Genomic DNA, 19,799 nt, shown 5'->3' on the forward strand with positions numbered 1-19,799 from the left:
GGGCAGCCCCATGTATGAATGGCTCATGGTCGGCGTAGGCTTGCTCCTCACCGTCGGCACCGGACTGTTCGTCGCCTCCGAGTTTTCACTCGTCAACCTGGACCGCACGGAGCTTGAAGCCCGGCGTGACCGTGGTGAGAAGCGGCTGAACCCCACGATCAACGCACTGAAGATCACGTCCACGCATCTTTCCAGTGCCCAGCTCGGCATTACGCTAACCACGCTGCTGACCGGCTACACCTTTGAACCCGCAATCAGCTCAATGCTGAGTTCCCCGCTTACCGCCCTGGGCGTTCCCGAGGCAGTAGTGCCGGGCGTCGGCGCGGTGATCGGCATCTTCCTGGCAACCATCTTCTCCATGATCATCGGTGAACTGGTTCCCAAGAACTTTGCCCTGGCCCTCCCCCTGGCCACCGCCAAACTGGTGGTTCCCTTCCAGTCGGTGTTCACCACCGTGTTCAAACCCGTCATTCTGCTGTTCAACAACACGGCCAACGCGATCATCCGGTCCTTCGGCATTGAGCCCAAGGAAGAGCTTTCCGGTGCCCGCAGCGCAGAGGAACTCAGTTCCCTCGTACGCCGCTCCGCACTGGAAGGCCTGCTGGATCTGGACCACGCGGTCCTCCTGAACCGCACCCTGCGGTTCGCTGACCATTCGGCCGCAGACGTTATGACGCCCCGTGTGCGGATGAAGACCGTCCATGAGGCGGATACTTCCGAACAGGTGGTGGCCCTGGCCACCTCCACCGGCTATTCCCGGTTCCCTGTGATCGGCCGGGATTCCGATGACATCCTGGGTGTCCTGCACGTCAAGCAGGCCTTTGCAGTGCCTTTGGCCTCCCGCGGCTCAGTAACCGCTGCCGAGCTGATGGTTGAACCGCTGCACGTGCCCGAGTCCATGGGCGTGGATACCCTGCTGGGACTGCTGCGCGCCCAGGGCCTGCAGGTGGCCATTGTCTCCGACGAGCACGGCGGCACAGCGGGCATCGTCACCCTCGAAGACCTCGTGGAAGAGATTGTGGGCGAGCTGGAGGACGAGCATGACCGCGCCCGGGTGGGTGTGGTCCGCACAGGCCGCGCCATCACCTTCGACGCCGCACTGCGGCCCGACGAACTCCTGGACCGCACGGGCGTAACCGTTCCGGACGGCGAGGAATATGACACCATTGCCGGGTTTGTCACCGACGAGCTGGACCGCATTCCGGAACTGGGCGACGAGGTGGAGATCAACGGCGGCACGCTCCGGGTGGAGCGTGTGGTCCGCAACCACATTGAACGCCTCCGGTTCACACCTTCCGGCACCTCGGAAGCTCCGAAGAGCGCCCATGACCGCATTGTTGACTCTCTGACCAAGGAACTGACCCATGAGTGAATACCTGCCCGGAATCATCTGGCTCGTAGTGCTGCTGGCGGTCAACGCGTTTTTTGTCGGCGCTGAATTCGCGGTCATCTCGGCCCGGCGGTCACAGATTGAGCCGAAGGCGGAAGCCGGGAGCAAGGCTGCGAAAACCACACTGTGGGCCATGGAACACGCCACGCTGATGCTGGCCACGGCCCAGCTGGGTATCACTGTCTGCTCGCTGGTCATCCTGAATGTCTCGGAGCCGGCCATCCACCACCTGCTCGAGATACCACTGGCACTGACGCGGCTGTCTCCGGACGCCATTGGTGTTATTGCCTTTATCGTGGCGCTGCTGCTGGTGACCTTCCTGCACGTGGTGGTGGGCGAAATGGTGCCGAAGAATATTTCCTTCTCGGTGCCCACCCGCGCCGCCCTGCTGCTCGCGCCGCCCCTGGTGCTGGTTTCCCGTATTGTCCGTCCGGTGATCTGGTCCCTGAACGGGATAGCCAACAGCGTACTGCGCCTGTTCAAGGTGGAACCCAAGGATGAGGCGACCAGTGCGTACACCCTGGACGAAGTGGCCACCATTGTTGAGCAGTCCACCCGTGAGGGTGTACTGACCGACCGCAGCGGAACACTGACGGCCGCTTTCGAATTCACCGAGAAGAGAGTGGCCGACGTCGAGGTTCCCATTGCCCGGATGGTGCTGTTGCCGGAAACCGCCTCGCCGGCGGACCTGCAGCAGGCCGTGGATATCCATGGCTACTCGCGGTACATCCTGACCAACGAGGCCGGGGATCCCGACGGTTACCTGCACCTGAAGGACGTTATGGACCTGACCTCCCCGGATGAGTTCACCGCACCCGTGCCGGCCAAGCGCATCCGCCGCCTGGCCTCGGCCTACCGCGAAAGCGAACTGGAGGATGCACTGGCCACCATGCGCCGCACCGGCGCCCACGTGGCGCGGGTCTTCGATGCCGAAGGCAATACCACCGGCGTGCTGTTCCTCGAGGACATCATCGAAGAGCTGGTGGGCGAAGTCCAGGACGCCACTACCGTCTAGGGCCTAGCGTTTCCGTCTCCACCATGGCCGCCGCCGCTCCTCTTCCGGGGCGGCGGCGGCTGTGCTTTGCGCCGCCGCTTTCCGTTCCCGCCAGCGTTGCAGCTCCAGTTCCACGTCCCGGGTGGGGGTGATGACCGGAGGGCCGCCCTCGAGCTGGCGCCGGGCGTCGATCACCCGGGCATTGAAGTCCTCGAGGATTTCCCGCACCTGCCTCTCGCTCCACCGGGTGTCCAATCTGGCATCCAGTTCCGCGTCCTCGGTACGCAACAGGATGGCCCTGGGACCCAGGCCGGTGACGTTTTCCCGCTGGAGCAGGCCCTTGATCCACCAGTCCGGATCATGGGCATCACCCAGTCCGGGAATGGGTTTGCCGGCGTACTTCAGGTTGTCGAACTCGCCGCGGGCCATCGCATCACGGACAAGGTAATCCGCCCGCGCAGCGTCGTCGAACTGGCGGCGCTGGTGCTGCAGCTCTTCCTCCGCCGCCACGGCCCTGGCATCTTCAGCGTCGAGTTCCCCGCCGGCCGCGGCCGCCCTGAGCCGGGCTGCCCGTTCCATCCGGCGCCGATACTGCTCCACTCCCCTGCCGTCCATGCCCGGCCACCGCCTTACCTGCCTTGCTTTCGCATCCGACTCCACCAGTATTCCCACCGCCTGGGGCGGCCTGCAACGCACTCACGGTTTTTACTTCCGCAGCCGCCGGGCCGCTGCGCCAATGGCCGTGGCCAGGCCCGCACCGGCAAGCAGCCACGGGCCGCCCACCAGGAGGGGATCAATCCACTGATGATTGGTGTCCGCCCGTTTCCTGCCGGCGCGGGACGCGTACCCGTGCCGGGAAAATTCGCTGAGCACCCCTGTCTCGGTGACCGGATTGTCCGGACGCAGGCTCACGAAGGATGCCAGGTGGCTTTCCACCGCATCCACCCGGTCCGCCGCCAGCAGGATCAGCCAGTGCGCAGCCCGGGCCTCACTGTAACGGCTGTAGGCATAGCGTCGCATCACGCCCGATAATCCCTTCGGCGGACAGGAGGTGCCGAAAACGGGAGTGAGGAACTTGTGCTCCATGGACCGTTCCCGCGGATACTTTTCCTCCTGGCGTTCCGGAAACTCCCAGTGGGCGCCGCTGAGCGTCGGATCGAACTGCAGTTTGGGCACTGCGGGCCGGTCCTTCGGGTCCAGGTCCGCGCCCCATCCCGGGATCCGTGCACGCAGCTCCTCACTGCTCGGCGTCAGGGCGGGCTTCTGCGGTGTGTAGGCCATGACCGTGTCCTTTCTTTAGGATCCGGGGACAATGACGGGCTTGATGCAGTTATCCAGCTTCGCCGAGAACATGTGATAGCCCTCAGCGATGTGTTCCAGGGGGATCCGGTGCGTGATGATTTCACTGGGCTTCAGGTACCCGGCACGGATATGTTCAAAGAGCCGCGGCCACTGCCGCTTCATCGGAGCCTGGTTCATATTCAGGGTCAGGCCCTTATTCATGGCGTCGCCGAACTTCACGGCACTGAACATGGGGCCGTAGGCGCCCATCACCGAGACAGTCCCCGCCTTCCGTACCGAGTCGATCGCCCAGTTCAGGGCCACCGGGGATCCGCCCTGCAGCTTGAGCTTGGCCCCGGTGACGTGCTGCAGGAAATTACCGTCAGCTTCCGCCCCCACCGCGTCGATGGCTACGTCGGCACCGAGATGGTCGGTGATCTGCTTCATGTGCACCACGATGTCCTGATGCTCGGTGAAGTTGTAGGTTTCCGCATGTGCGAAGGTGCGCGCCTTTTCGAGCCGGTAATCCAGGTGGTCTATCACGATGACCCGCCCGGCGCCCATCAGCCAGGCCGACTTGGCAGCGTAGAGGCCCACGGGGCCTGCTCCAAAGACCACCACGGTATCGCCCTCGACAATGTCTCCGAGCTGCGCGCCAAAGTATCCCGTCGCCAGGGCGTCGGTGCACATCAGTGCGTCTTCCTCGTCCATCCAGTCGGGGATCACGGAGGGCCCGACGTCGGCAAACGGCACGCGCACATACTCGGCCTGGCCGCCGTCGTACCCGCCGGTGGTGTGCGAATACCCGTACAGGCTCCCGACGGCGGTGGCGTTCGGGTTCACGTTGTGGCAGTTCGAGTACATTCCGCGGGCGCAGAAGTAACAGGAACCGCAGTAAATGTTGGCGGGAACCATCACCCGGTCCCCGACCTTCAGGTTCTGCACCGAGGGGCCTACCTCTTCCACCACTCCAATGAATTCGTGGCCGAAGGTGTGCCCGATCCGGGTGTCCGGCATCAGCCCGTGGTACAGGTGCAGGTCGGAGCCGCAGATCGCAGCCAGGGTGACCCGGATGATGGCATCGTTGGGATGCTCTATGGGCGGGCGGTCCTTTTCCTCAACCCGCACCTTGTAGGGTCCTCGGTACACCATCGCTCGCACAGGCCTGCCTCCTCGTCTCCGCGGATTCCGGGTCCGGGCGGGGCCCCCGGACGACCCTGCCCGGCGAGGCCCTCACCCCAAGTCCCTTAACCATAAGCAGACTTAGTAACTTTGCAAATGTTGCAGGTCCGGCGGGTGCGCCGATCAGCGGCGCAATCGGCGCCGATTATGGCACTGCCCGGACCATTGCGGAAGTGCAGCAGCAGGCCTGGATCCCCTCCAAGGGAACCCTCCCGGGACGGGCCGAATGCCAAGGGATAGTACTCCACTTCGGCAGGATGGCGAGGTCTTCCGACAACCTTTCCGAACAGGTTCCGGGGACGGTGGACACGGCCGTTTGACTGGGGAAGACTTCCTACCCGGGACGCCCTGAAAAAGGGCATTCCGGACGGGGTGGTCCAGCATGAGCAGTCCTGAGTGGAATCACGAGTTATCCCGCACAGACAGCACGAAAGGATGGCTATGAGCCAGCCAACCACACTTCGCACCCCGTTCCGTTCCGCCCCGCATCCGGTGTGGTGGAACCTGTCCGTAGAGGCCGGCGGTTTTGAGCTGGCGGACCGCATTATCGGGGAATTGGTCACCCCGCTTGTTGCACAGGCTCGCAGATGGGGGGCCCAGCGATGGTTCTATACCCGGCGAATGCAGCCCGCGAACGCCCAGGTGCGGCTCAGGGTCCTCGCCCCGTCGGAAACCCTGGACAGGCTTAAACCCCTGCTGGGGGCGCTGCAGGACCAGTCCGGGGACCCGGTGCGCAGCATGCCGGTGGGGCATGAGTTCAGCGACCCGGTCCTGGACCGCACTGTGGGAACCGATCCGCTGCTGCCCTGGGTCGAAGCCGACCTGGCGCGGTATGGCGGCGTGGAAGGCCTGAGCCTCGCGGAAGAGGTCTTCGAGCTTTCCTCTGATTTGTGCCTGTGGGCAACAGCCCGGTTTCCCAAGGCACAAAACCGGTCCGCGCTGGCCTCGCTGCTGCTCTTCGATTCCGCCTACGCGATGATGAAGGGGCCGCGCGCCTCCACGTGGCCGGACCGGCGCCGGGTGTCCTGGGAATACTACTGGGACAGCCACCTGCACAGCTGCACCGCCTCGGATCCCCGGGCGGCCGGCGTGCAGAAAGCCACCGGCGCACAGGCACAGGCCCAGCTGATGCCGGTCCACCGCCTGATGATGGCCACCGCCTCCGAGTCGGCGGTAGCAAACTGGCGACGGCGCTGGCTGCGGGCCATAGACACCTATTTGTACCGGGCGGACAAGGCAGGGGCGAGCCGCAGCGCACAGCACCTCACCGTCTACCAGGCGCACGGATTGCTCAACCGGCTCGGGTTCACGCTCCGGCAGGAAGCCCTGATCGGGGTCTACGCCAGGACGTGGAGCCGGGAGAAGGAAACGGAACTCACAGACTCGCTTTAAGTCCGTCCGGCCGGCGCCGCCGAACCAGCGGGAACGGCGGCGTCGGCGATAGACTCGCATCATGAAACTTGCCCCGCAGCAGCATTCGGTCGCAGCCGAACTGCAGGCGTTAATCCTCGAGACCGAATCGATGGAGTACTTCCTGGAGGCGTTTGCGGCCCGTGCCGCCGAGCTTTTCAGTACGGACGCAGACATCCTGGTGGGCGTGACCCTGCTCCGCAATAAGCAGGGCGCCACGGTCGCCAGCAGCAGTGACGCCGCCCGGGTGCTGGATGAGGTCCAGTACGGTTACGGCGACGGCCCGTGCCTGCGTGCGGCGCGAACGGGAAAAACGGTGCTGATCCAGGATGTGAGCACCGACCCCCGCTGGCCGGAATACGCGGACGTTATACGCGACCGCGGTTTCCATTCCATCCTCGGCGTACCCCTGGTTCTCGGCAACGACGGCGGGGCGGGGCTAAATCTCTATGCCCCTGAAGCGGAGTACTTCACTGAAGAGCGGATCGCGGCGGCGGAAGCCTTTGCCGGTGAGGCCAGCTCAGCACTGCAGCTGGCCGTGGAGATTGCCCGGCACAAGAACACGGCAGAGCACCTGCGGGCGGCCATGGAGGCTCGAACCACCATCGACCTTGCCGTGGGCATTGTCATGGCGCAAAACAAGTGCAGCCAGGACGCGGCCTTCGAGATCCTGCGGCGGGCCTCCAGCAACCGGAACGTGAAGCTGCGGGACCTCGCGGAGCGTGTGGTGGGCTCGATTACCTCGGAGTCCGTGGAAACGCATTTCGTGAACTAGTCGCGTTCACGGAGGTTCGATCACTCGACAGTCTGGGAGTCCAACTCGATGAAGGCCCAGTCGGGTTCGTTCAGAATGGGATCCATGACCGGCCCGCCGGCCTCCGCAATCCGGTCCTGCACCCTGGGCGGCAGGCCGTCCTGGCGCAGGTTGTGCCTCAGCCAATCCTTGGCCGAACCGTCCAGGTACGGCCACCATCGTTCGATTCGGATAGGTTCCACAGCAGCCCCCTTCAGCGTCGCGTAAATCCACGGTGACACCGGTGTGCAGGCGGCGCAAGAGTGCGCCCAAAGAGCGGCAACCGAAGATGCAGCTAACTGCAGACCGCCTCGATTGCAGTACGCCTAGTCGCGCACGGTAATGGATTTCACCGCGGCGAGGGTATCTTCGGCAAGTGCCGGCGGGATCGGTGCGCTCTTCGCGGCATCGGCGGAGGCGGCCTGTCCGGCCTCGCTGACCACGTACTCCCCGAAGGCCTTGACGCGTTCCACCAGGGCGGCGTCGTCGTAGGAGCTGCAGTAGATCTGGTAGGAGACCAGGACCAGCGGGTAGGCACCGGGTTCGGTGGTCTTCCGGTCCAGGTGCAGCGCAATATCGTGCTCGCTGCGCCCCGGTACCCGGGTGGACTGTTCGACGGCGGTGCTCGCCGCTTCGGCGCTGATCGGGACGAATTCCTCCCCGACCAGCAGGTTGGCGGTGCCCATGGATTCGTCGATCACCGAATCATCGGCGTAGGTCACGGCGCCTTCGGTCCGCGTGACGGTGCTGACTACACCGGAGTTACCCTGTGCGTTCTCACCTTCGAGGCCTCCCGGCCAGGTTCCCGACGGCGCATCGGGCCATGCGTCCGGTGCCACCTCGTGCAGGTACTCAGTGAAGTTTTCCGTGGTGCCCGAGTCATCGGCGCGGCTCACGGGGGTGACGCGGGTGGATGGCAACGCGACCCCGGGATTCAGGGCAGCAATGGCCGGATCATCCCAGGTTTCAATGCTGCCGCGGAAAATGGCCGCGATGGTCGCAGCGTCCAGATTCAGTGATTCGAAGCCTGGCAGATTAAACGCCACGGCAATCGGTGAAATGTAGGCCGGGATGTCCAGTGCGCCCTCCGGTCCGCAGACTTCCCGGGCAGCAGCCATTTCCTCTTCCTGCAGGTACGCATCCGACCCGGCGAAATCCACGGCGCCGGCCAGCAGCGCGCTGCGCCCGGCACCCGATCCGTCCGGAGAGTACTGCAGCTGCACCTTCGGATGCAGCGTCCCGAACCCGGCGATCCACGCGTCCATGGCGGGACCCTGGGCACTTGATCCGGCCCCGGACAGCACACCGCTGAGGGTCGAGTTGCTGTTTTCGGCGGCCTCGCGCTGGGCGTCGCCAAGAGGATAGTCGGATCCGCAGGCGGTGAGGGCAAGGGATGCCAGCACCACCATGGCCAGGGAACGGGCGGGGCGGATTGGGCGCAATGGGTTTCCTTCCGGGAAAGCGGCAGCGGCGTCCAACGCCGGTAGGGTGAGGGCCGGTACAACGGCCGCTCATTCAAGGCTAGCTCGCTTTTGGCCGCGCCCGCCAACCGAAACAGACACGCGGCCTTGAGGGCGGGACCGTGGGCTGTCAGGATTGACCGCACCGGCGGAGGTTACCGTCCCCGGCGCGGCAGTGCCGGACGGCTCTGCCCGGGCAATGCCAAGGGAGCCCCCCGTGCTGATAATCGCAGCCATCCTTGCCGTGGTCGCCGCTGCTGTGGCCTTCTACCTTTTTATGCTCGAATCCCTGAGATGGACGGACCCGGGGACCGTTGCGATCTTTCAGCTTCGGGGTACAAGTTCCGCAGCGGCGACGGCACAGCTGGCCTACAACCTGGGTTTCCACAACCTGTTCCTCGCCGTGGGTGCCTGCCTCGGCGTGGTGCTGCTGATCGCCGGCAACGCGGTGGCAGGCCTGACGCTTATGAGCTTCAGCACGGCGTGCATGCTGCTGGCCGCCGTCGTCCTGGTGCTTAGCGACCGCAGGCTCGGCCGGCTGGCCGCGGTGCAGGGAGGCCCGGCAGGCGTCTCGCTGATGTTCTCCCTGCTGGGAGCCTAACCCGCGGCTTTGCCGACGGCGGCCTTCCCGACGGGAGCGTACGCAGCGGCGGTCCAGAGGTGGAACAGGGCATAGGACCGCCAGGGACGCCACGGCTGGGAAAGCAGTGCGGCCTCCCGTCCGGTACCGACGCCCAGCGCACGCTTGAGCACCAGGTCATCCGCCGGATAGGCGTCGCGGTCCCCGAGCACGCGGACAGCCAGGTAGTCCGCGGTCCAGGGACCGATCCCCGGGAGCGCCAGCAGTTCCCGCCGTGCCGTATTCCGGTCAGCGCCGGGGTGCAGTGCCAGCCCTTCCGCGGCAGCCCGGGCCACTGCGGATACCGTGCGTGCGCGGGCGTGGGGAATCCGGACGGCAGCCTGGATATCTTCGGCAGGCACGGCGGCCAGAGACTCAGGTGTCGGGAAGGTGGAAAGTCCGGCCGGCCCGGGGCGGCCGAAGGAGGCAACCAGGCGCGCCCCGAAGGTCCGGGCAGCGGCGAGGGTTACCTGCTGTCCCAGGACGGTGAGTACGGCAGTTTCGAAACCGTCAGTGGTACCCGGTACCCGCAGCCCGGGATGGCACCGCACCAGCGGTTCCAGGAGGTCAAAGCGGGACAGGAACGGATCAATCACCGTGTGGTCCGCCTCCAGGTCCAACCAGGAACGGACCCTTGCGGTCAGTTCGGCGTCCTCCGCGTCCGGCAGTTGCGGACGGGCCAGCACCACCTCGCCGTCCGAACGGAAACGGACGGCGATCTCCACGGGACCGGAGGGCAACGTCAGAAGCCGTTCCACCGCGGCGCCGTCGCTGCCGCGCGTGACCCGTTCCAGTCCGGGCACGGCGTGGGCGGCGAGGGCGTTGACCAGCGGCTCCCGCGCCAGCGGCCCCCGGTATGCCAGGGAGTCCTGCCGCACGGCACCGCCGCCGGCTCGGGGCACCGCGCCGTTTTGGACAACTGCGCCGTTTTGGACATCGGGCACTGCGCCGGGGCCGCTCGGGCTCATCCGCTCAGGCCGGTCATCCGGAGGGTGATGTTGATGCGGCCGGTGGCCAGCCCGCCCGCCGGGTCCGCGGTACCGGCATGGGTACGGGGTACTCCGTGATAGGCAAAGCGTGAGGGCCCGCCGAAGACAAACAGGTCCCCTCCCTCCAGTTCAAGATCCGTATACGGCCGGTTCCGCGTTTCCGGGTTGCCGAAACGGAACACGCATGTGTCACCAATACTGATGGATACCACTGGGGCGCTGGATTTCTCGTCCTTGTCCTGGTGCATGCCCATATGGGCGCCCTCGGCGTAGTAGTTGATCAGTGCAGTGTCCGGCGTGTAGTTTTCCGGCCGGTAGTCATCCCGCTCATAGCTGCCGTCCGGCCGGCGGTACGCAGCACGCAGCGCATCGCGTCCCAGTTCGACCAGCCACTCGGGCACGTCCGCGACGCGGCCACCACCGACGTCGTCGGCGGTTCGCGTGTACTTGTACGGCTGCCAGTGCCAGCCCAGGCAGACGGTCTGGACGGACATCGGGTGCCCGCCGGGCAGCACCGCCGATCGCATGGGAACCGGCCCAACGGCCCACTGCCGGCAGGCATCCACTATCTCGCGCTGGCGCTGCGCGGGCAGCCAGCCGGGAACATGCACGGCCCCCACGGCCGGTTCTGTCCGTTCGCGGGGAAAGAGGGAGTTGCTCATGCTGCGGCTTCCAGATCGAGGAGAATCTTTTTCGCGGCCGGTCCTCCGCGGTACCCGCCGGTGGTTCCGTCCGAGCGCAGGACCCGGTGGCAGGGAATCACCAGCGGCAGCGGATTGCGGCCGCAGGCGGTGCCCACCGCCCGCACGGCACCGGGGTTGCCGGTGAGTGCGGCTATGCCTGCATAGGTCACCGTGTGTCCGTAGCCGATCCCCTGCAGGACCTGGACCACGGTGCGCCGGTAACCGGATGTCAGGCGGAGATCCAGGTCCAGGTCGAAGCTGTGCCGGGCGCCGTCGAAATACTCCTGCAGCTGCGCCACGGGAACGGCAAGCCGCTCCGGCGCCTCCAGGATCCGCGGGCTGATCCGGTCGCTGAGCACCTGCAGCACCTCGTCGACTCCCTCACATTCGAAGGCCACCCTGACCAGGCCGGCGTCCGTTGCGGCCAGGATCAGCCTGCCCACCGGGCTGTCCATCACCGTATACGCGAGGTCCAGGACTCCGGCGGACCCGGCGTCGGCGGCCAGGCGGGAATGCAGCCGCGCCAGGACCGCTGCGTCCGGCTCTCCGGCCGCCATGCCGGCCAGGAGGCCCGCTTCGGAAAGATCAAAGGATGGCATTGCGGTCCTCCCTGTACAGCGTCCGTAGTTTCTTCATGCCATCTGCCGCCGAGCGCCGGCAGGCCGCTTCGCTACCGCCCAGCAACAGTGCCACCTCGGCGTACGGCAGCCCTGCCAGATGGTGGTACGCCAAGGCCTCACGCTGACGCACGGGCAGGGTTTTCAGCGCATGCCAGAGTCCGTCCAGCTCGGCGGCTCCCCCGGCAGGGGGCGGTTCCGGCAGCTGCTCCACCGGCAGCGGATTCCTGGCTGCTGACCGGTGCTGGTCGATCGCTTTCCGTTTGGCAATGGTGACCAGCCAGGCCTGGATGTTGGCACCCTCCGGCAGAGCAGGGTAGGCGCGCAGCGCGGCCAGGAATGTTTCCGACCACGCGTCTTCCGCGTCCTGCGGACCGAGCACGGCACGGCAGACCCTCAGCACGGCCGGGCCGTGCTCCTGCACAATCTGCTCAAAGGGTTTCACTTCCACATACGGTAGACGGTTTTGGGGAAACGTTCGTGAGCCGGTCCGGCAAAAAAGCTCGGCAGCACCCGTCCGCTGTGGCTAGACTGCCCACAACGTTGCACGATCAAAGGAGATCCCCATGGCCAACCTCGCCCGCGTCCTTACCGACACAGTTGCCCGTGTTCCGGAGCGGACCGCTCTGAAACTGGATGAGACCGTAGTGACGTACGCGGCGCTGGAGGCCATGAGCGCAAAAGTGGCGGGTGTCCTGGCTGCACGGGGCGTGGCTCCCGGCGACCGCGTGGGGCTGGTGATGCCGAACATTCCGCAGATGCCGTTCATCTATTACGGTGCGCTGCGGTACGGAGCCGTTGTGGTGCCTATGAATCCGCTGCTGAAGGCCCGGGAGATTGCCTATCACCTGCAGGATTCCGGGGCACGGATTGTTTTCGCCTGGGAAGGGGTGGCTGCGGAGGTAACCGCCGGAGCCGAAGAGGCCGGGAATGTGGACGTAGTTTCCGTGGACTCGGTGGAGTTCCTCCAGCTGCTGGCTGCCGCGGATTCCCGCCTTGAGGTTGCCGACGTAGATGATGAAGACATCGCGGTAATCCTCTACACCTCCGGGACCACCGGCCGCCCCAAGGGTGCGGCGCTCACCCACTGGAACCTGCTGAGCAATGCCCAGGTCTCACGCTCCCTGCTGGACACCCTCGAGACCGACGTCATCTTCGGCGGACTGCCGTTCTTCCACGTGTTCGGCCAGACCGCCGCCCTCAATTCCGCCGTTCTTGCCGGTGCATCCATCAGCTTGCTGCCCCGGTTTGATGCCGGCAAGGCACTGCAGATTATTGAGCGTGACGGCGTGACCATTTTTGAGGGGGTCCCCACCATGTACGTGGCGATGCTGCGCCACCCGGACGTGAAAACCACCGATCTGTCCTCGCTTCGCGGTGCCATCACCGGCGGCTCCGCCATGCCGCTGGAAATCCTGCATGAGTTCGAGGACGTTTTCGGAACCTACCTGCTGGAGGGGTACGGGCTCTCCGAAACCTCGCCGATTGTTTCCTTCAACCTTCCGGGCGGCGAGCGGAAGGCGGGGTCCATCGGCCGGCCGGTTGACGGCATGGAGGTGCGGATACTGGATCCCGAAGGCAGGGACGTGCCAACCGGTGAGATCGGAGAGCTCTCCATCCGCGGCGAAGGCGTGATGAAGGGGTACTGGCACAACGATGACGCCACGGCTGCCGCCATTCCGGACGGCTGGTTCCGCAGCGGGGACCTTGCCCGCCTGGATGAGGAGGGCAACATCTACATTGTGGACCGGAAGAAGGACATGATCCTGCGCGGCGGGTACAACGTGTATCCCCGCGAGGTCGAGGAGGTGCTCTACGGGCATCCGGCAGTGGCTGAAGCGGCGGTGATCGGTGTCCCCGATGACCTGCACGGCGAGGAAATCGTGGCCGTGGTGGGCCTGCGTGAAGAATCCCGGCCGGCTGATGACAGCGCCCGGGACCAGCTGGTGGCGGAGATTGCCCAGTTCGCCAAGGACCGTCTGGCGGCCTACAAATATCCCCGCCGGATCCAGCTGACCGATGCCCTGCCCAAGGGGCCTACGGGCAAGATCCTGAAGCGGGAAATAACGGTGGAGCCGGTGGAAGCGCCGCTGGTAGGCGAGGCTCCGGGCGCCTGAGCGGCGCACCGGCGTCGGACCCGCTCAGGCGTAGGGTTCGACGTCGGCCGCTGCCTCGCCGGGCAGTCCCGCCGGCTCATCGGAGCGGACCAGCACCACCCCTGCCACAATCAGGGCTCCGCCCGCCAGCTGCACCGGACGCGGCAGCTCTGCAAGCAGCAGCCACGCCCACAGAACCGCGAAGAGGACTTCCGTCAGCGAGACAAAGGACGCCACGCGTGAGCCCAGGCCGCGGGCAGCGATGATCCCGGTGACGTAGGCCAGAACGGTGGAGAACAGCACCAGGCCGGCCACCGGCACCCACCACGGGGTCCGCCAGCCGCCAAGATCCACATCGGCGGCGCTGAACCCCAGCGGCAGAATGCCCGTGAGGCCCAGAACCGCCATTGTTGCTCCGCCAACCAGCATGCCTCCGGTGGCCAGCACCAGCGGCGGCAGGGAATCATTCTGTTTGGCGGTAATAAAGAAGTACATGGCCAGGCACACGGCTGCCGCCAGGCCCCACAGCACGCCGATCGGATCAATCCGGGTGCTGCCGCCAAGGTCAAGCACCAGGACCAGCCCGGCAATTGCCGCCAAAGTCCCCAGCACGGTCCGCAGGCCGGGCCGGCGCCGGGTGGCTGCCCAGATCCAGAGCACCATCAGCACGGGGGCCAGGAACTCCAGCAGCAGCGCCACTCCCACGGAAAGACGCTCCACTGCGTTGAAGTAGAAGAACTGGCATCCGGCCACGCCGATAAACCCGAAGAGTGCGATGGTGCGCCAGTTGTCCCGCACCTGGTGCCAGCGGCCGCGAAGTGCGATCGCGGCGGGAACCGCGAGGACCAGCGCTGCACCAAGCATCCGAACCGCCACGGCTCCGGTGCTGGTCCATCCGGTCTCCAGCAGCGACTTGGCAAACGAACCGGAGAGGCCGAACACTGCCGAGGACGCGAGCGCCACCAAAATTCCCCCGGCCCCTGCCTGTGCCGCGCCGGAACCGGCACCTGTACGCCCTCGTCCCACGTTTCTCCTTGGATCCGGGGCAGCGTGCGCGCCGTGGCTGGCATTGTCAATGTGACGCTACCCGGGCCGTGCGGCGGGATCAATATGTGTCCCCCGGCTCTGCCCGTCCACCCTTGCTATCTCCTCCCGGGGCCGCTATTCTCTCGAGTGCCTCCCCGTATGATCTATGTCATTAACATTTTTGGGCGTGGGAACCGCGGCGGGCAGGAGTTATTCGGTACTATCACTGGCGTTTTTTTAATCAGTTCACTGAGTAAAACCCGGCTACGGGCAGTTTCCGCATCACTCGCAGTAAACATTTGCAGTTCACAGTCTTGTCCCCTCCGCACTTCCAGCACCGCATTAGCGCCCGCATGGAAAGCCGGAGGCCAACGTCTATGGGGGAAAATTTCATGCAGGAAAGTCCACGCCCGCTCTACGCACGGGCAGGTGCCCTTGGCGCCGCCGCCCTTCTGGCGGTGAGCGGCGCCTTTATCGCCGGACCGGCGATGGCAACCACGGGGGAAACCCCGCAGCCGGCCGCCACGGAGGCACCGGCCGTTCCGGCTGTTGAAGGCACCGAAGCGCCTGTCGAGGACGGTGCGGCAACACTGGCCCCCGGCCTGAGCGAAGCGCTCCAGCGCGATCTGGGAATGACGGTCGAGGAGTTCCTGGCGGCCGGCGAGCTCGGCAAGAAGGCCTCCGACGCACTTGACCGGCTCAAGGCCACCGATGGCTTTGTCAGCATCGAGCTCGTTGACGGCGCCCTGGTCATCACCGGCAGCGGCGAGGACCTGCAGACGCTGGCCACTGAACTGGATGCCACGGTGGTGGATCCCGCCCCGGCAACCGAAGCACCGGCCGAAGAAGCGCCGGCCGAGGAAGCACCGGTTGAGGAAGCGCCGGCACCGGAGCAGACCGAAGCTCCGGCACCCGCTGAGAACACCACTGAAGCCCCCGAGGAGGAAGCCGCTGCACCCCTGAAGCGCGCCTCCGACCTGCGGAGCCTCCTGAAGGATTACGCTGACGCCACTGGTGCCGCTGACAAGCTGCAGTCCGTGACCGGGAACGCAGGCAGCGGCTTCGTGCTGACCGTCGGTGAGCCGGCTACGGAGCTCGGCGGAGCCCAGGCCCGCGCCATGGCTCCGTCCACGATCGCAGAGGAATTCGCCGCCACGTACGAGAACGTGAGTGTCGAATCTGCCACGGGTATGCCGGAGAACTTCGCGGAGACCGATATCCCGAACGGTTCCGGTTACCTCTTCGAGAGCGGCGACGGCCTGGCTGCCGCCTGCTCCATTGGCTTCAACGGCTTCAATGCCACCGGCGACGACGCTGTGATCAGCGCCGGTCACTGTGCAGAGGGAGCGGCCGGCCCGCTCACCATCCTTGAGCACGCCGACTACGAGTTGGGCATGTTCGGCACGTACTCCTTCGAGGGCACCGAAGCTAACCCGGGCACGGACATTTCCGTGATCGACAACATCAACCCCGAGCTGACCCTGCTGCCGGAAACCCTGCAGTGGGCGAATGAAGAGGACCTGGAAGCAACCACAGTCCAGATCACCGGCTCCACCACCCCGGTGGTTGGCGCGCCGATCTGCAAGTCCGGCCGGACCTCCTTCTGGACCTGCGGATTCATCCTCGAGTCCGATGTCCTCTTCAACGCTGAAGGCACCTGGACTGAAGGTTTCCAGGCTGAGCTGGACGCCGCTCCCGGCGACTCCGGCGGCAGCATGATCTCCGGCAGCCTGGCCGTCGGCCTCATCAGCGCCGGCGTCCCCGGATCCGGCAAGGTTTACGGCGTGGACCTGGCCCGCTCCATGGCTGCCATTCCCGGCTACTCCGTGGCGATCCACCTGGCCGCTCCGGCACTGACCAGCCCGGCGGACGGCGGCACGGTGGAAACCGATGCGCCCATCACCGGAACGGCTCCGGCCGGCAGCACCGTACAGCTCTCGCTCAACGGCGAAGAGTCCGAGGTAGTGGCAGGTCCCGACGGGATCTGGTCCACCAAGGCTCCTACGCTGGTTCCCGAGGGCGCGAAGCTGGAAATCACGGCACAGGCCGTGAACGGTTTCAACAAGTCGACCGTCAGCGAATTCGAGCTGACTGTCAAGGAAGCACCGCTGCCCGTTCCGGTGTTCACCACTCCCGCCACGGTCCTGAACTCCCTCAGCAGCATTGAAGGCACCGGCGTAGCCGGGGCCACGGTGTCGGTGTCCATTCCGGATGACCAGGTGGAGAACTTCGCCACCCGCACCGTAGAGGTTGATGAGGAAGGCAACTGGGCGTACACGCTCGAAGAGCCGCTGAGCTACGGCGTCTACGAAGTAACTGCCCGCCAAGGCGGCATTGAAGGCAAGGAAGATTCCGCTGCCGCCGAGCTGAACCTGACGGTTGCTCCGGAAGCACCGGTCATCACCAACCCGGCCGACGGCTCGGAGTTCACGCAGAGCGAGCTTCCCGACACCGTAACCGGCACGGCCAAGCCCGGCGCCCTGGTGCTGGTCAGCTTCGACGGCCAGCCGGCCGTGGAACTGCAGGCTGACGACAACGGCAACTGGTCCGCCCCCATGGGCGACCTGGCGGTCAGCAGCCACGGCGTGGAGGTCACGCAGGTATACCAGGGCGCTCCTTCTGCAGCTGCCTTCGTCTCCTTCATTGTCAACGCTGATCCGGCGCCTGTCGCACCGGTCGCACCGGCAGGAAACCCGGGAACGGGCGGACTGCCTGACACCGGTGCTTCCAACATCGCACTGCTGGCCGGAGGCGGAGCTACCCTGCTCGCCGCCGGTGCTGCTGCAGTGCTCTACACCAAGCGCCGCCGGGTACTCGCGGACGCGTAAGTGCACTAGCGAATAGTGGAACGGGTCCCGGCCAGCGGCCGGGACCCGTTCCGGTTTAGGCTACAGTCACGCCGAGGAGGGAACCATGGAACCGAACACCCGTCAGCTCCACCCCAAAGCACGGTCACTGGCCGCGGCCGTCCTGGCAGTAGCAGTCCTCACCGCACTTGGCGGCTGCGGAACGGATTCCGGCACGCGCCCCGACAACGCCCCTACGGCCGATCCGTCCGCGGCTTCATCATCCGCTGCGGCGTCCCCCGGTATCGGGGCAACACCGGCGGGCCCCGCCACCGGACCGGAAGGAAATATGGCCACGGACGAATACACCACACAGCTGCTCCTGCTGCATGAGCAGCTCAAAACCCAGCTGGGCCCGGCGTACTCGGATGCCTGGGTCGACGGCGGTGTGCTGCACGTAGCGGTCACGGATTCCGCAGCGGAAGCCACCGTCCGCGACGCCGGTGCCGTTCCGGTGCTGGTGGGCTTCAACAGCACCGAGCTGCAGCAAGCCAAGGCGCAGGTCCGGACCTGGCTGGCCCAACAGCCGCTGCCGGCTTTGGAGGTCCATGCCATCGCAGCCAGCGGCCGTGACGGTGCAGTGATCGTCGAAGTACCGGCAGATCAGGTGACTGCCCTCCAGTCGGCAGCCGCTGATCAGGCGCCGGCCGGAGAGGTTCCGGTAATTGTGAAGGAATCCCCCGGAATGGCAACCCCCTACTCCACGAAGTAGGGACAACCTCCGCAGAACCGCAAGCGGGCCCCGTGAATGGCCTAGGGTTGGTGCGTCGAGAAGACGGCACCTTCCTCCTTTCGCCCAGGAACATTCACCATGGAGCAAAAGATCCTCTCCTTCGTCAGCCCCCGAACGGCCTGGATTGTCCTTGCCGGCTGCGTGGCCTTCTGGCTGGCCTCAGCCGCCGACCTTTTGGAGGCGCCGCCGGGCACCCCGCCGACCATGACGTTCCTCTGGCTCTACGCCAACCTGATGCTCGCTCTGGCCAGCACTCTGGTTGCCGTCGGAGCGGTGGCGGTCCTGGTGCTGCACCGGAGGGCTGCGGCCGGAAACCAGCCGACTGTAAATATCCCGGCTGACGAGGATGCTGAGCCGTCAGATTCAGCGGACGCCCCCTCCGCAGTGCAAGCGGCCGTCCTGCCCGCTGGAGAGCACACCCCGTCAGCGCCTTTTCGCCTCGCCTCCCGCCTCAGGGACAGGGCCCAGCGCCGCTGAACCGGGCGCGACGCCCTCGGGGGCTCCATCGGCTGCCGGCTGATGGCTCCCGTTCGGATCCGGCTCCCAGCGCAGCAGGTCTCCGGGTTGGCACTCCAGCACTTCACACAGCGCAGCCAAGGTGGTGAACCGTACTGCCTTCGCGCGACCGTTTTTGAGCACTGCCAGGTTCGCCGGGGTAATTCCGATGCGCTCCGCCAGCATCCCTACGGGCATTTTCCGTTTTGCCAGCATCACGTCGATGTCCACGATGATCGGCATCAGATCACGCCGCCGAGTTCGTTGCGCAGCTGGTGCGCTTCCGCTGCAGTGGCGACGGCGGAGGCCAACAGCGCCCGCATCACCAGGACCAGCAGCGCGCCGGCGGCGACTGTCACACCCATGCCGCCGATGAGCAGGACAACGCCGGGTGCCACGCTTTCGCCCGGGGCCAGCACGGCTCCGAGGGCGAACAGCAGCAGCGCGGCTGCAGACAGCGCTCCGATGACGACGTCCACGTAGCGGAAGGCTCCGGCGGAGAACACGGTCCCCCGCCGGACCAAGGTCAGCAGGCACCAGACGCACACCAGGCAGACCTGGAAGGCGAGGATACCGAGCACCACTATGGCAAGCACTGGCACCCGCACCGGCTGCGCACCGGCCTCTGCCAGGTCGATGGCGAACAACGGCACCAGGACCGCTTGGACAAACAGGGTGCCCAGGAGCACCAGGACCAGCACTATCCGTAACGCCAGAACGGCTGCATTTCCCATGGCACACTCCCTGAGGGACCTCGACCCCCACCTGCTTCTATCGACGGACAGTCAATACTTATCGACAATCGAGAGGCCTTGCAAGGGGTTCCCGAAACCAGGAGCAGAACTTCCCACGCACTGTGACTGCTGTTTCAGAAGGGACCACACTGGCAACACAGGTATCAAAGCGTGGGAACTCCCGCCCGCAGGTTCCCCTAGGGTGCCGAATCCACCACCGAGGTGGTGACGGCGGTCCAGCAGACGGCTGACCCGGCCGGGATGCTGCCCTGGTCCTCGAGCAGGATTTCCCGTTCGCCGATCAGCTGGCCGGTGGAAGGGTCAATGATCAGCTCCTTCCGGGCCTTGTACCCTGGGGTCTCCATCCCCAAGGAGATGCCTGTCCGGCCGTCCAAAGCAGCTTCCCGATCCATCACGGTGACCGTGTTCAGTGGACACCGCATTAAACGAC

Annotated in this window: 22 protein-coding genes; 9 read left to right on the forward strand and 13 right to left on the reverse strand. The window is 65.8% G+C overall.

Going from position 1 to position 19,799, the window contains the following annotated elements:
* Positions 1-10 precede the first annotated feature (10 nt).
* Together MUK71_RS15680 and MUK71_RS15685 are read left to right on the forward strand one after the other, a co-directional pair.
* Positions 11-1,372: a hemolysin family protein gene (locus MUK71_RS15680; protein WP_227903015.1), complete on the forward strand. Its 1,362-nt coding sequence runs from the start codon at positions 11-13 to the stop codon at positions 1,370-1,372.
* Positions 1,365-2,405: a hemolysin family protein gene (locus MUK71_RS15685; protein ID WP_227928222.1), complete on the forward strand. Its 1,041-nt coding sequence runs from the start codon at positions 1,365-1,367 to the stop codon at positions 2,403-2,405. Before MUK71_RS15680 ends, MUK71_RS15685 begins: the two co-directional genes overlap by 8 nt.
* A gap of 3 nt (positions 2,406-2,408) precedes the next feature.
* On the opposite strand, the gene MUK71_RS15690 is transcribed toward MUK71_RS15685, so the two are convergent.
* The 3 genes from MUK71_RS15690 to MUK71_RS15700 all read right to left on the reverse strand — a co-directional run bounded on the left by MUK71_RS15690 (position 2,409) and on the right by MUK71_RS15700 (position 4,826).
* Positions 2,409-2,999 (reverse strand): DnaJ family domain-containing protein, encoded by a 591-nt coding sequence (locus MUK71_RS15690; protein WP_227928221.1) that lies wholly within the window; start codon positions 2,997-2,999, stop codon positions 2,409-2,411.
* 90 nt (positions 3,000-3,089) lie between these two features.
* A complete protein-coding gene (locus tag MUK71_RS15695) occupies positions 3,090-3,665 on the reverse strand; it encodes a hypothetical protein (RefSeq protein ID WP_227903018.1) in 576 nt (191 codons plus the stop codon).
* Between the two features lie 15 nt (positions 3,666-3,680).
* On the reverse strand, positions 3,681-4,826 hold the full coding sequence (locus MUK71_RS15700; protein WP_227903019.1) for a zinc-dependent alcohol dehydrogenase: 1,146 nt from the start codon (positions 4,824-4,826) through the stop codon (positions 3,681-3,683).
* A gap of 462 nt (positions 4,827-5,288) precedes the next feature.
* On the opposite strand from MUK71_RS15700, the gene MUK71_RS15705 reads away from it, so the two are divergent.
* Both MUK71_RS15705 and MUK71_RS15710 read left to right on the forward strand, forming a co-directional pair.
* Positions 5,289-6,239, forward strand: a complete 951-nt coding sequence (locus MUK71_RS15705; protein ID WP_227928219.1) for a lantibiotic dehydratase C-terminal domain-containing protein — start codon at positions 5,289-5,291, stop codon at positions 6,237-6,239.
* 61 nt (positions 6,240-6,300) lie between these two features.
* Positions 6,301-7,032 (forward strand): GAF and ANTAR domain-containing protein, encoded by a 732-nt coding sequence (locus MUK71_RS15710; protein ID WP_227928218.1) that lies wholly within the window; start codon positions 6,301-6,303, stop codon positions 7,030-7,032.
* 20 nt (positions 7,033-7,052) lie between these two features.
* Here MUK71_RS15710 and MUK71_RS15715 read toward each other — a convergent pair whose 3' ends face one another.
* Together MUK71_RS15715 and pstS are read right to left on the reverse strand one after the other, a co-directional pair.
* Complete coding sequence (locus MUK71_RS15715) at positions 7,053-7,253, reverse strand: hypothetical protein (RefSeq protein ID WP_227903022.1); 201 nt, start codon at positions 7,251-7,253, stop codon at positions 7,053-7,055.
* A 123-nt stretch (positions 7,254-7,376) separates the two neighbouring features.
* Positions 7,377-8,492: a phosphate ABC transporter substrate-binding protein PstS gene (pstS, locus tag MUK71_RS15720; protein ID WP_227928216.1), complete on the reverse strand. Its 1,116-nt coding sequence runs from the start codon at positions 8,490-8,492 to the stop codon at positions 7,377-7,379.
* 235 nt (positions 8,493-8,727) lie between these two features.
* Between pstS and MUK71_RS15725 the strand changes: the two genes are divergently transcribed.
* Positions 8,728-9,111 (forward strand): DUF1304 domain-containing protein, encoded by a 384-nt coding sequence (locus MUK71_RS15725; protein ID WP_227928214.1) that lies wholly within the window; start codon positions 8,728-8,730, stop codon positions 9,109-9,111.
* Here the strand turns inward: MUK71_RS15725 and MUK71_RS15730 are convergent.
* Genes MUK71_RS15730 through MUK71_RS15745 form a run of 4 tightly spaced genes read right to left on the reverse strand, consistent with a single transcriptional unit; the run spans position 9,108 to position 11,863 of the window.
* Positions 9,108-10,097, reverse strand: coding sequence for a DNA-3-methyladenine glycosylase family protein (locus tag MUK71_RS15730; protein ID WP_227928213.1), 990 nt, complete (start codon positions 10,095-10,097; stop codon positions 9,108-9,110). The two genes, MUK71_RS15725 and MUK71_RS15730, sit on opposite strands and share 4 nt — an antisense overlap.
* Positions 10,094-10,780 carry an alpha-ketoglutarate-dependent dioxygenase AlkB family protein gene (locus MUK71_RS15735; protein ID WP_227903026.1) on the reverse strand — a complete coding sequence of 229 codons (687 nt, stop codon included), beginning with the start codon at positions 10,778-10,780 and terminating at the stop codon, positions 10,094-10,096. The genes MUK71_RS15730 and MUK71_RS15735 overlap by 4 nt, the downstream gene beginning before the upstream one ends.
* On the reverse strand, positions 10,777-11,400 hold the full coding sequence (locus MUK71_RS15740) for a methylated-DNA--[protein]-cysteine S-methyltransferase (protein WP_227928211.1): 624 nt from the start codon (positions 11,398-11,400) through the stop codon (positions 10,777-10,779). Before MUK71_RS15740 ends, MUK71_RS15735 begins: the two co-directional genes overlap by 4 nt.
* Positions 11,387-11,863: an RNA polymerase sigma factor gene (locus tag MUK71_RS15745; RefSeq protein WP_227903028.1), complete on the reverse strand. Its 477-nt coding sequence runs from the start codon at positions 11,861-11,863 to the stop codon at positions 11,387-11,389. Before MUK71_RS15745 ends, MUK71_RS15740 begins: the two co-directional genes overlap by 14 nt.
* Before the next feature lie 121 nt (positions 11,864-11,984).
* On the opposite strand from MUK71_RS15745, the gene MUK71_RS15750 reads away from it, so the two are divergent.
* A complete protein-coding gene (locus MUK71_RS15750; RefSeq protein WP_227928210.1) occupies positions 11,985-13,535 on the forward strand; it encodes a long-chain-fatty-acid--CoA ligase in 1,551 nt (516 codons plus the stop codon).
* Positions 13,536-13,559: 24 nt separating this feature from the next.
* On the opposite strand, the gene MUK71_RS15755 is transcribed toward MUK71_RS15750, so the two are convergent.
* On the reverse strand, positions 13,560-14,540 hold the full coding sequence (locus MUK71_RS15755) for an EamA family transporter (protein WP_244802799.1): 981 nt from the start codon (positions 14,538-14,540) through the stop codon (positions 13,560-13,562).
* 392 nt (positions 14,541-14,932) lie between these two features.
* On the opposite strand from MUK71_RS15755, the gene MUK71_RS15760 reads away from it, so the two are divergent.
* The 3 genes from MUK71_RS15760 to MUK71_RS15770 all read left to right on the forward strand — a co-directional run bounded on the left by MUK71_RS15760 (position 14,933) and on the right by MUK71_RS15770 (position 18,596).
* Positions 14,933-17,368: a trypsin-like serine protease gene (locus MUK71_RS15760; RefSeq protein WP_227928209.1), complete on the forward strand. Its 2,436-nt coding sequence runs from the start codon at positions 14,933-14,935 to the stop codon at positions 17,366-17,368.
* Between the two features lie 85 nt (positions 17,369-17,453).
* The gene (locus MUK71_RS15765) at positions 17,454-18,098 is read left to right on the forward strand and encodes a hypothetical protein (RefSeq protein WP_227928208.1); all 645 of its coding nucleotides are present in this window, start codon (positions 17,454-17,456) and stop codon (positions 18,096-18,098) included.
* A gap of 99 nt (positions 18,099-18,197) precedes the next feature.
* Entirely contained in the window at positions 18,198-18,596 is a 399-nt protein-coding gene (locus tag MUK71_RS15770; protein ID WP_227928207.1) for a hypothetical protein, read from the forward strand.
* Here the strand turns inward: MUK71_RS15770 and MUK71_RS15775 are convergent.
* The 3 genes from MUK71_RS15775 to MUK71_RS15785 form a co-directional block, all read right to left on the reverse strand.
* Positions 18,543-18,857, reverse strand: coding sequence for a helix-turn-helix domain-containing protein (locus MUK71_RS15775; protein WP_227928206.1), 315 nt, complete (start codon positions 18,855-18,857; stop codon positions 18,543-18,545). The genes MUK71_RS15770 and MUK71_RS15775 overlap by 54 nt on opposite strands.
* Complete coding sequence (locus MUK71_RS15780; RefSeq protein ID WP_227928205.1) at positions 18,857-19,348, reverse strand: DUF2975 domain-containing protein; 492 nt, start codon at positions 19,346-19,348, stop codon at positions 18,857-18,859. Before MUK71_RS15780 ends, MUK71_RS15775 begins: the two co-directional genes overlap by 1 nt.
* 197 nt (positions 19,349-19,545) lie before the next feature.
* Positions 19,546-19,713: a hypothetical protein gene (locus tag MUK71_RS15785; protein ID WP_227903035.1), complete on the reverse strand. Its 168-nt coding sequence runs from the start codon at positions 19,711-19,713 to the stop codon at positions 19,546-19,548.
* Positions 19,714-19,799: the final 86 nt, after the last annotated feature.

It is taken from the genome of Arthrobacter zhangbolii (genome assembly GCF_022869865.1).
Taxonomy (GTDB): Bacteria; Actinomycetota; Actinomycetes; order Actinomycetales; family Micrococcaceae; genus Arthrobacter_B; species Arthrobacter_B zhangbolii.

What these genes read in the sequence shown, in the direction of transcription:
- MUK71_RS15680 (WP_227903015.1), top strand. Translation starts at nt 11, where the DNA reads ATGTATGAATGGCTCATGGTCGGCGTAGGCTTGCTCCTCACCGTCGGC.
- MUK71_RS15685 (WP_227928222.1), top strand. Translation starts at nt 1,365, where the DNA reads ATGAGTGAATACCTGCCCGGAATCATCTGGCTCGTAGTGCTGCTGGCG.
- MUK71_RS15690 (WP_227928221.1), bottom strand. Translation starts at nt 2,999, where the DNA reads ATGGACGGCAGGGGAGTGGAGCAGTATCGGCGCCGGATGGAACGGGCA.
- MUK71_RS15695 (WP_227903018.1), bottom strand. Translation starts at nt 3,665, where the DNA reads ATGGCCTACACACCGCAGAAGCCCGCCCTGACGCCGAGCAGTGAGGAG.
- MUK71_RS15705 (WP_227928219.1), top strand. Translation starts at nt 5,289, where the DNA reads ATGAGCCAGCCAACCACACTTCGCACCCCGTTCCGTTCCGCCCCGCAT.
- MUK71_RS15710 (WP_227928218.1), top strand. Translation starts at nt 6,301, where the DNA reads ATGAAACTTGCCCCGCAGCAGCATTCGGTCGCAGCCGAACTGCAGGCG.
- MUK71_RS15730 (WP_227928213.1), bottom strand. Translation starts at nt 10,097, where the DNA reads ATGAGCCCGAGCGGCCCCGGCGCAGTGCCCGATGTCCAAAACGGCGCA.
- MUK71_RS15735 (WP_227903026.1), bottom strand. Translation starts at nt 10,780, where the DNA reads ATGAGCAACTCCCTCTTTCCCCGCGAACGGACAGAACCGGCCGTGGGG.
- MUK71_RS15740 (WP_227928211.1), bottom strand. Translation starts at nt 11,400, where the DNA reads ATGCCATCCTTTGATCTTTCCGAAGCGGGCCTCCTGGCCGGCATGGCG.
- MUK71_RS15750 (WP_227928210.1), top strand. Translation starts at nt 11,985, where the DNA reads ATGGCCAACCTCGCCCGCGTCCTTACCGACACAGTTGCCCGTGTTCCG.
- MUK71_RS15760 (WP_227928209.1), top strand. Translation starts at nt 14,933, where the DNA reads ATGCAGGAAAGTCCACGCCCGCTCTACGCACGGGCAGGTGCCCTTGGC.
- MUK71_RS15765 (WP_227928208.1), top strand. Translation starts at nt 17,454, where the DNA reads ATGGAACCGAACACCCGTCAGCTCCACCCCAAAGCACGGTCACTGGCC.
- MUK71_RS15770 (WP_227928207.1), top strand. Translation starts at nt 18,198, where the DNA reads ATGGAGCAAAAGATCCTCTCCTTCGTCAGCCCCCGAACGGCCTGGATT.
- MUK71_RS15775 (WP_227928206.1), bottom strand. Translation starts at nt 18,857, where the DNA reads ATGCCGATCATCGTGGACATCGACGTGATGCTGGCAAAACGGAAAATG.
- MUK71_RS15780 (WP_227928205.1), bottom strand. Translation starts at nt 19,348, where the DNA reads ATGGGAAATGCAGCCGTTCTGGCGTTACGGATAGTGCTGGTCCTGGTG.
- MUK71_RS15785 (WP_227903035.1), bottom strand. Translation starts at nt 19,713, where the DNA reads ATGGAGACCCCAGGGTACAAGGCCCGGAAGGAGCTGATCATTGACCCT.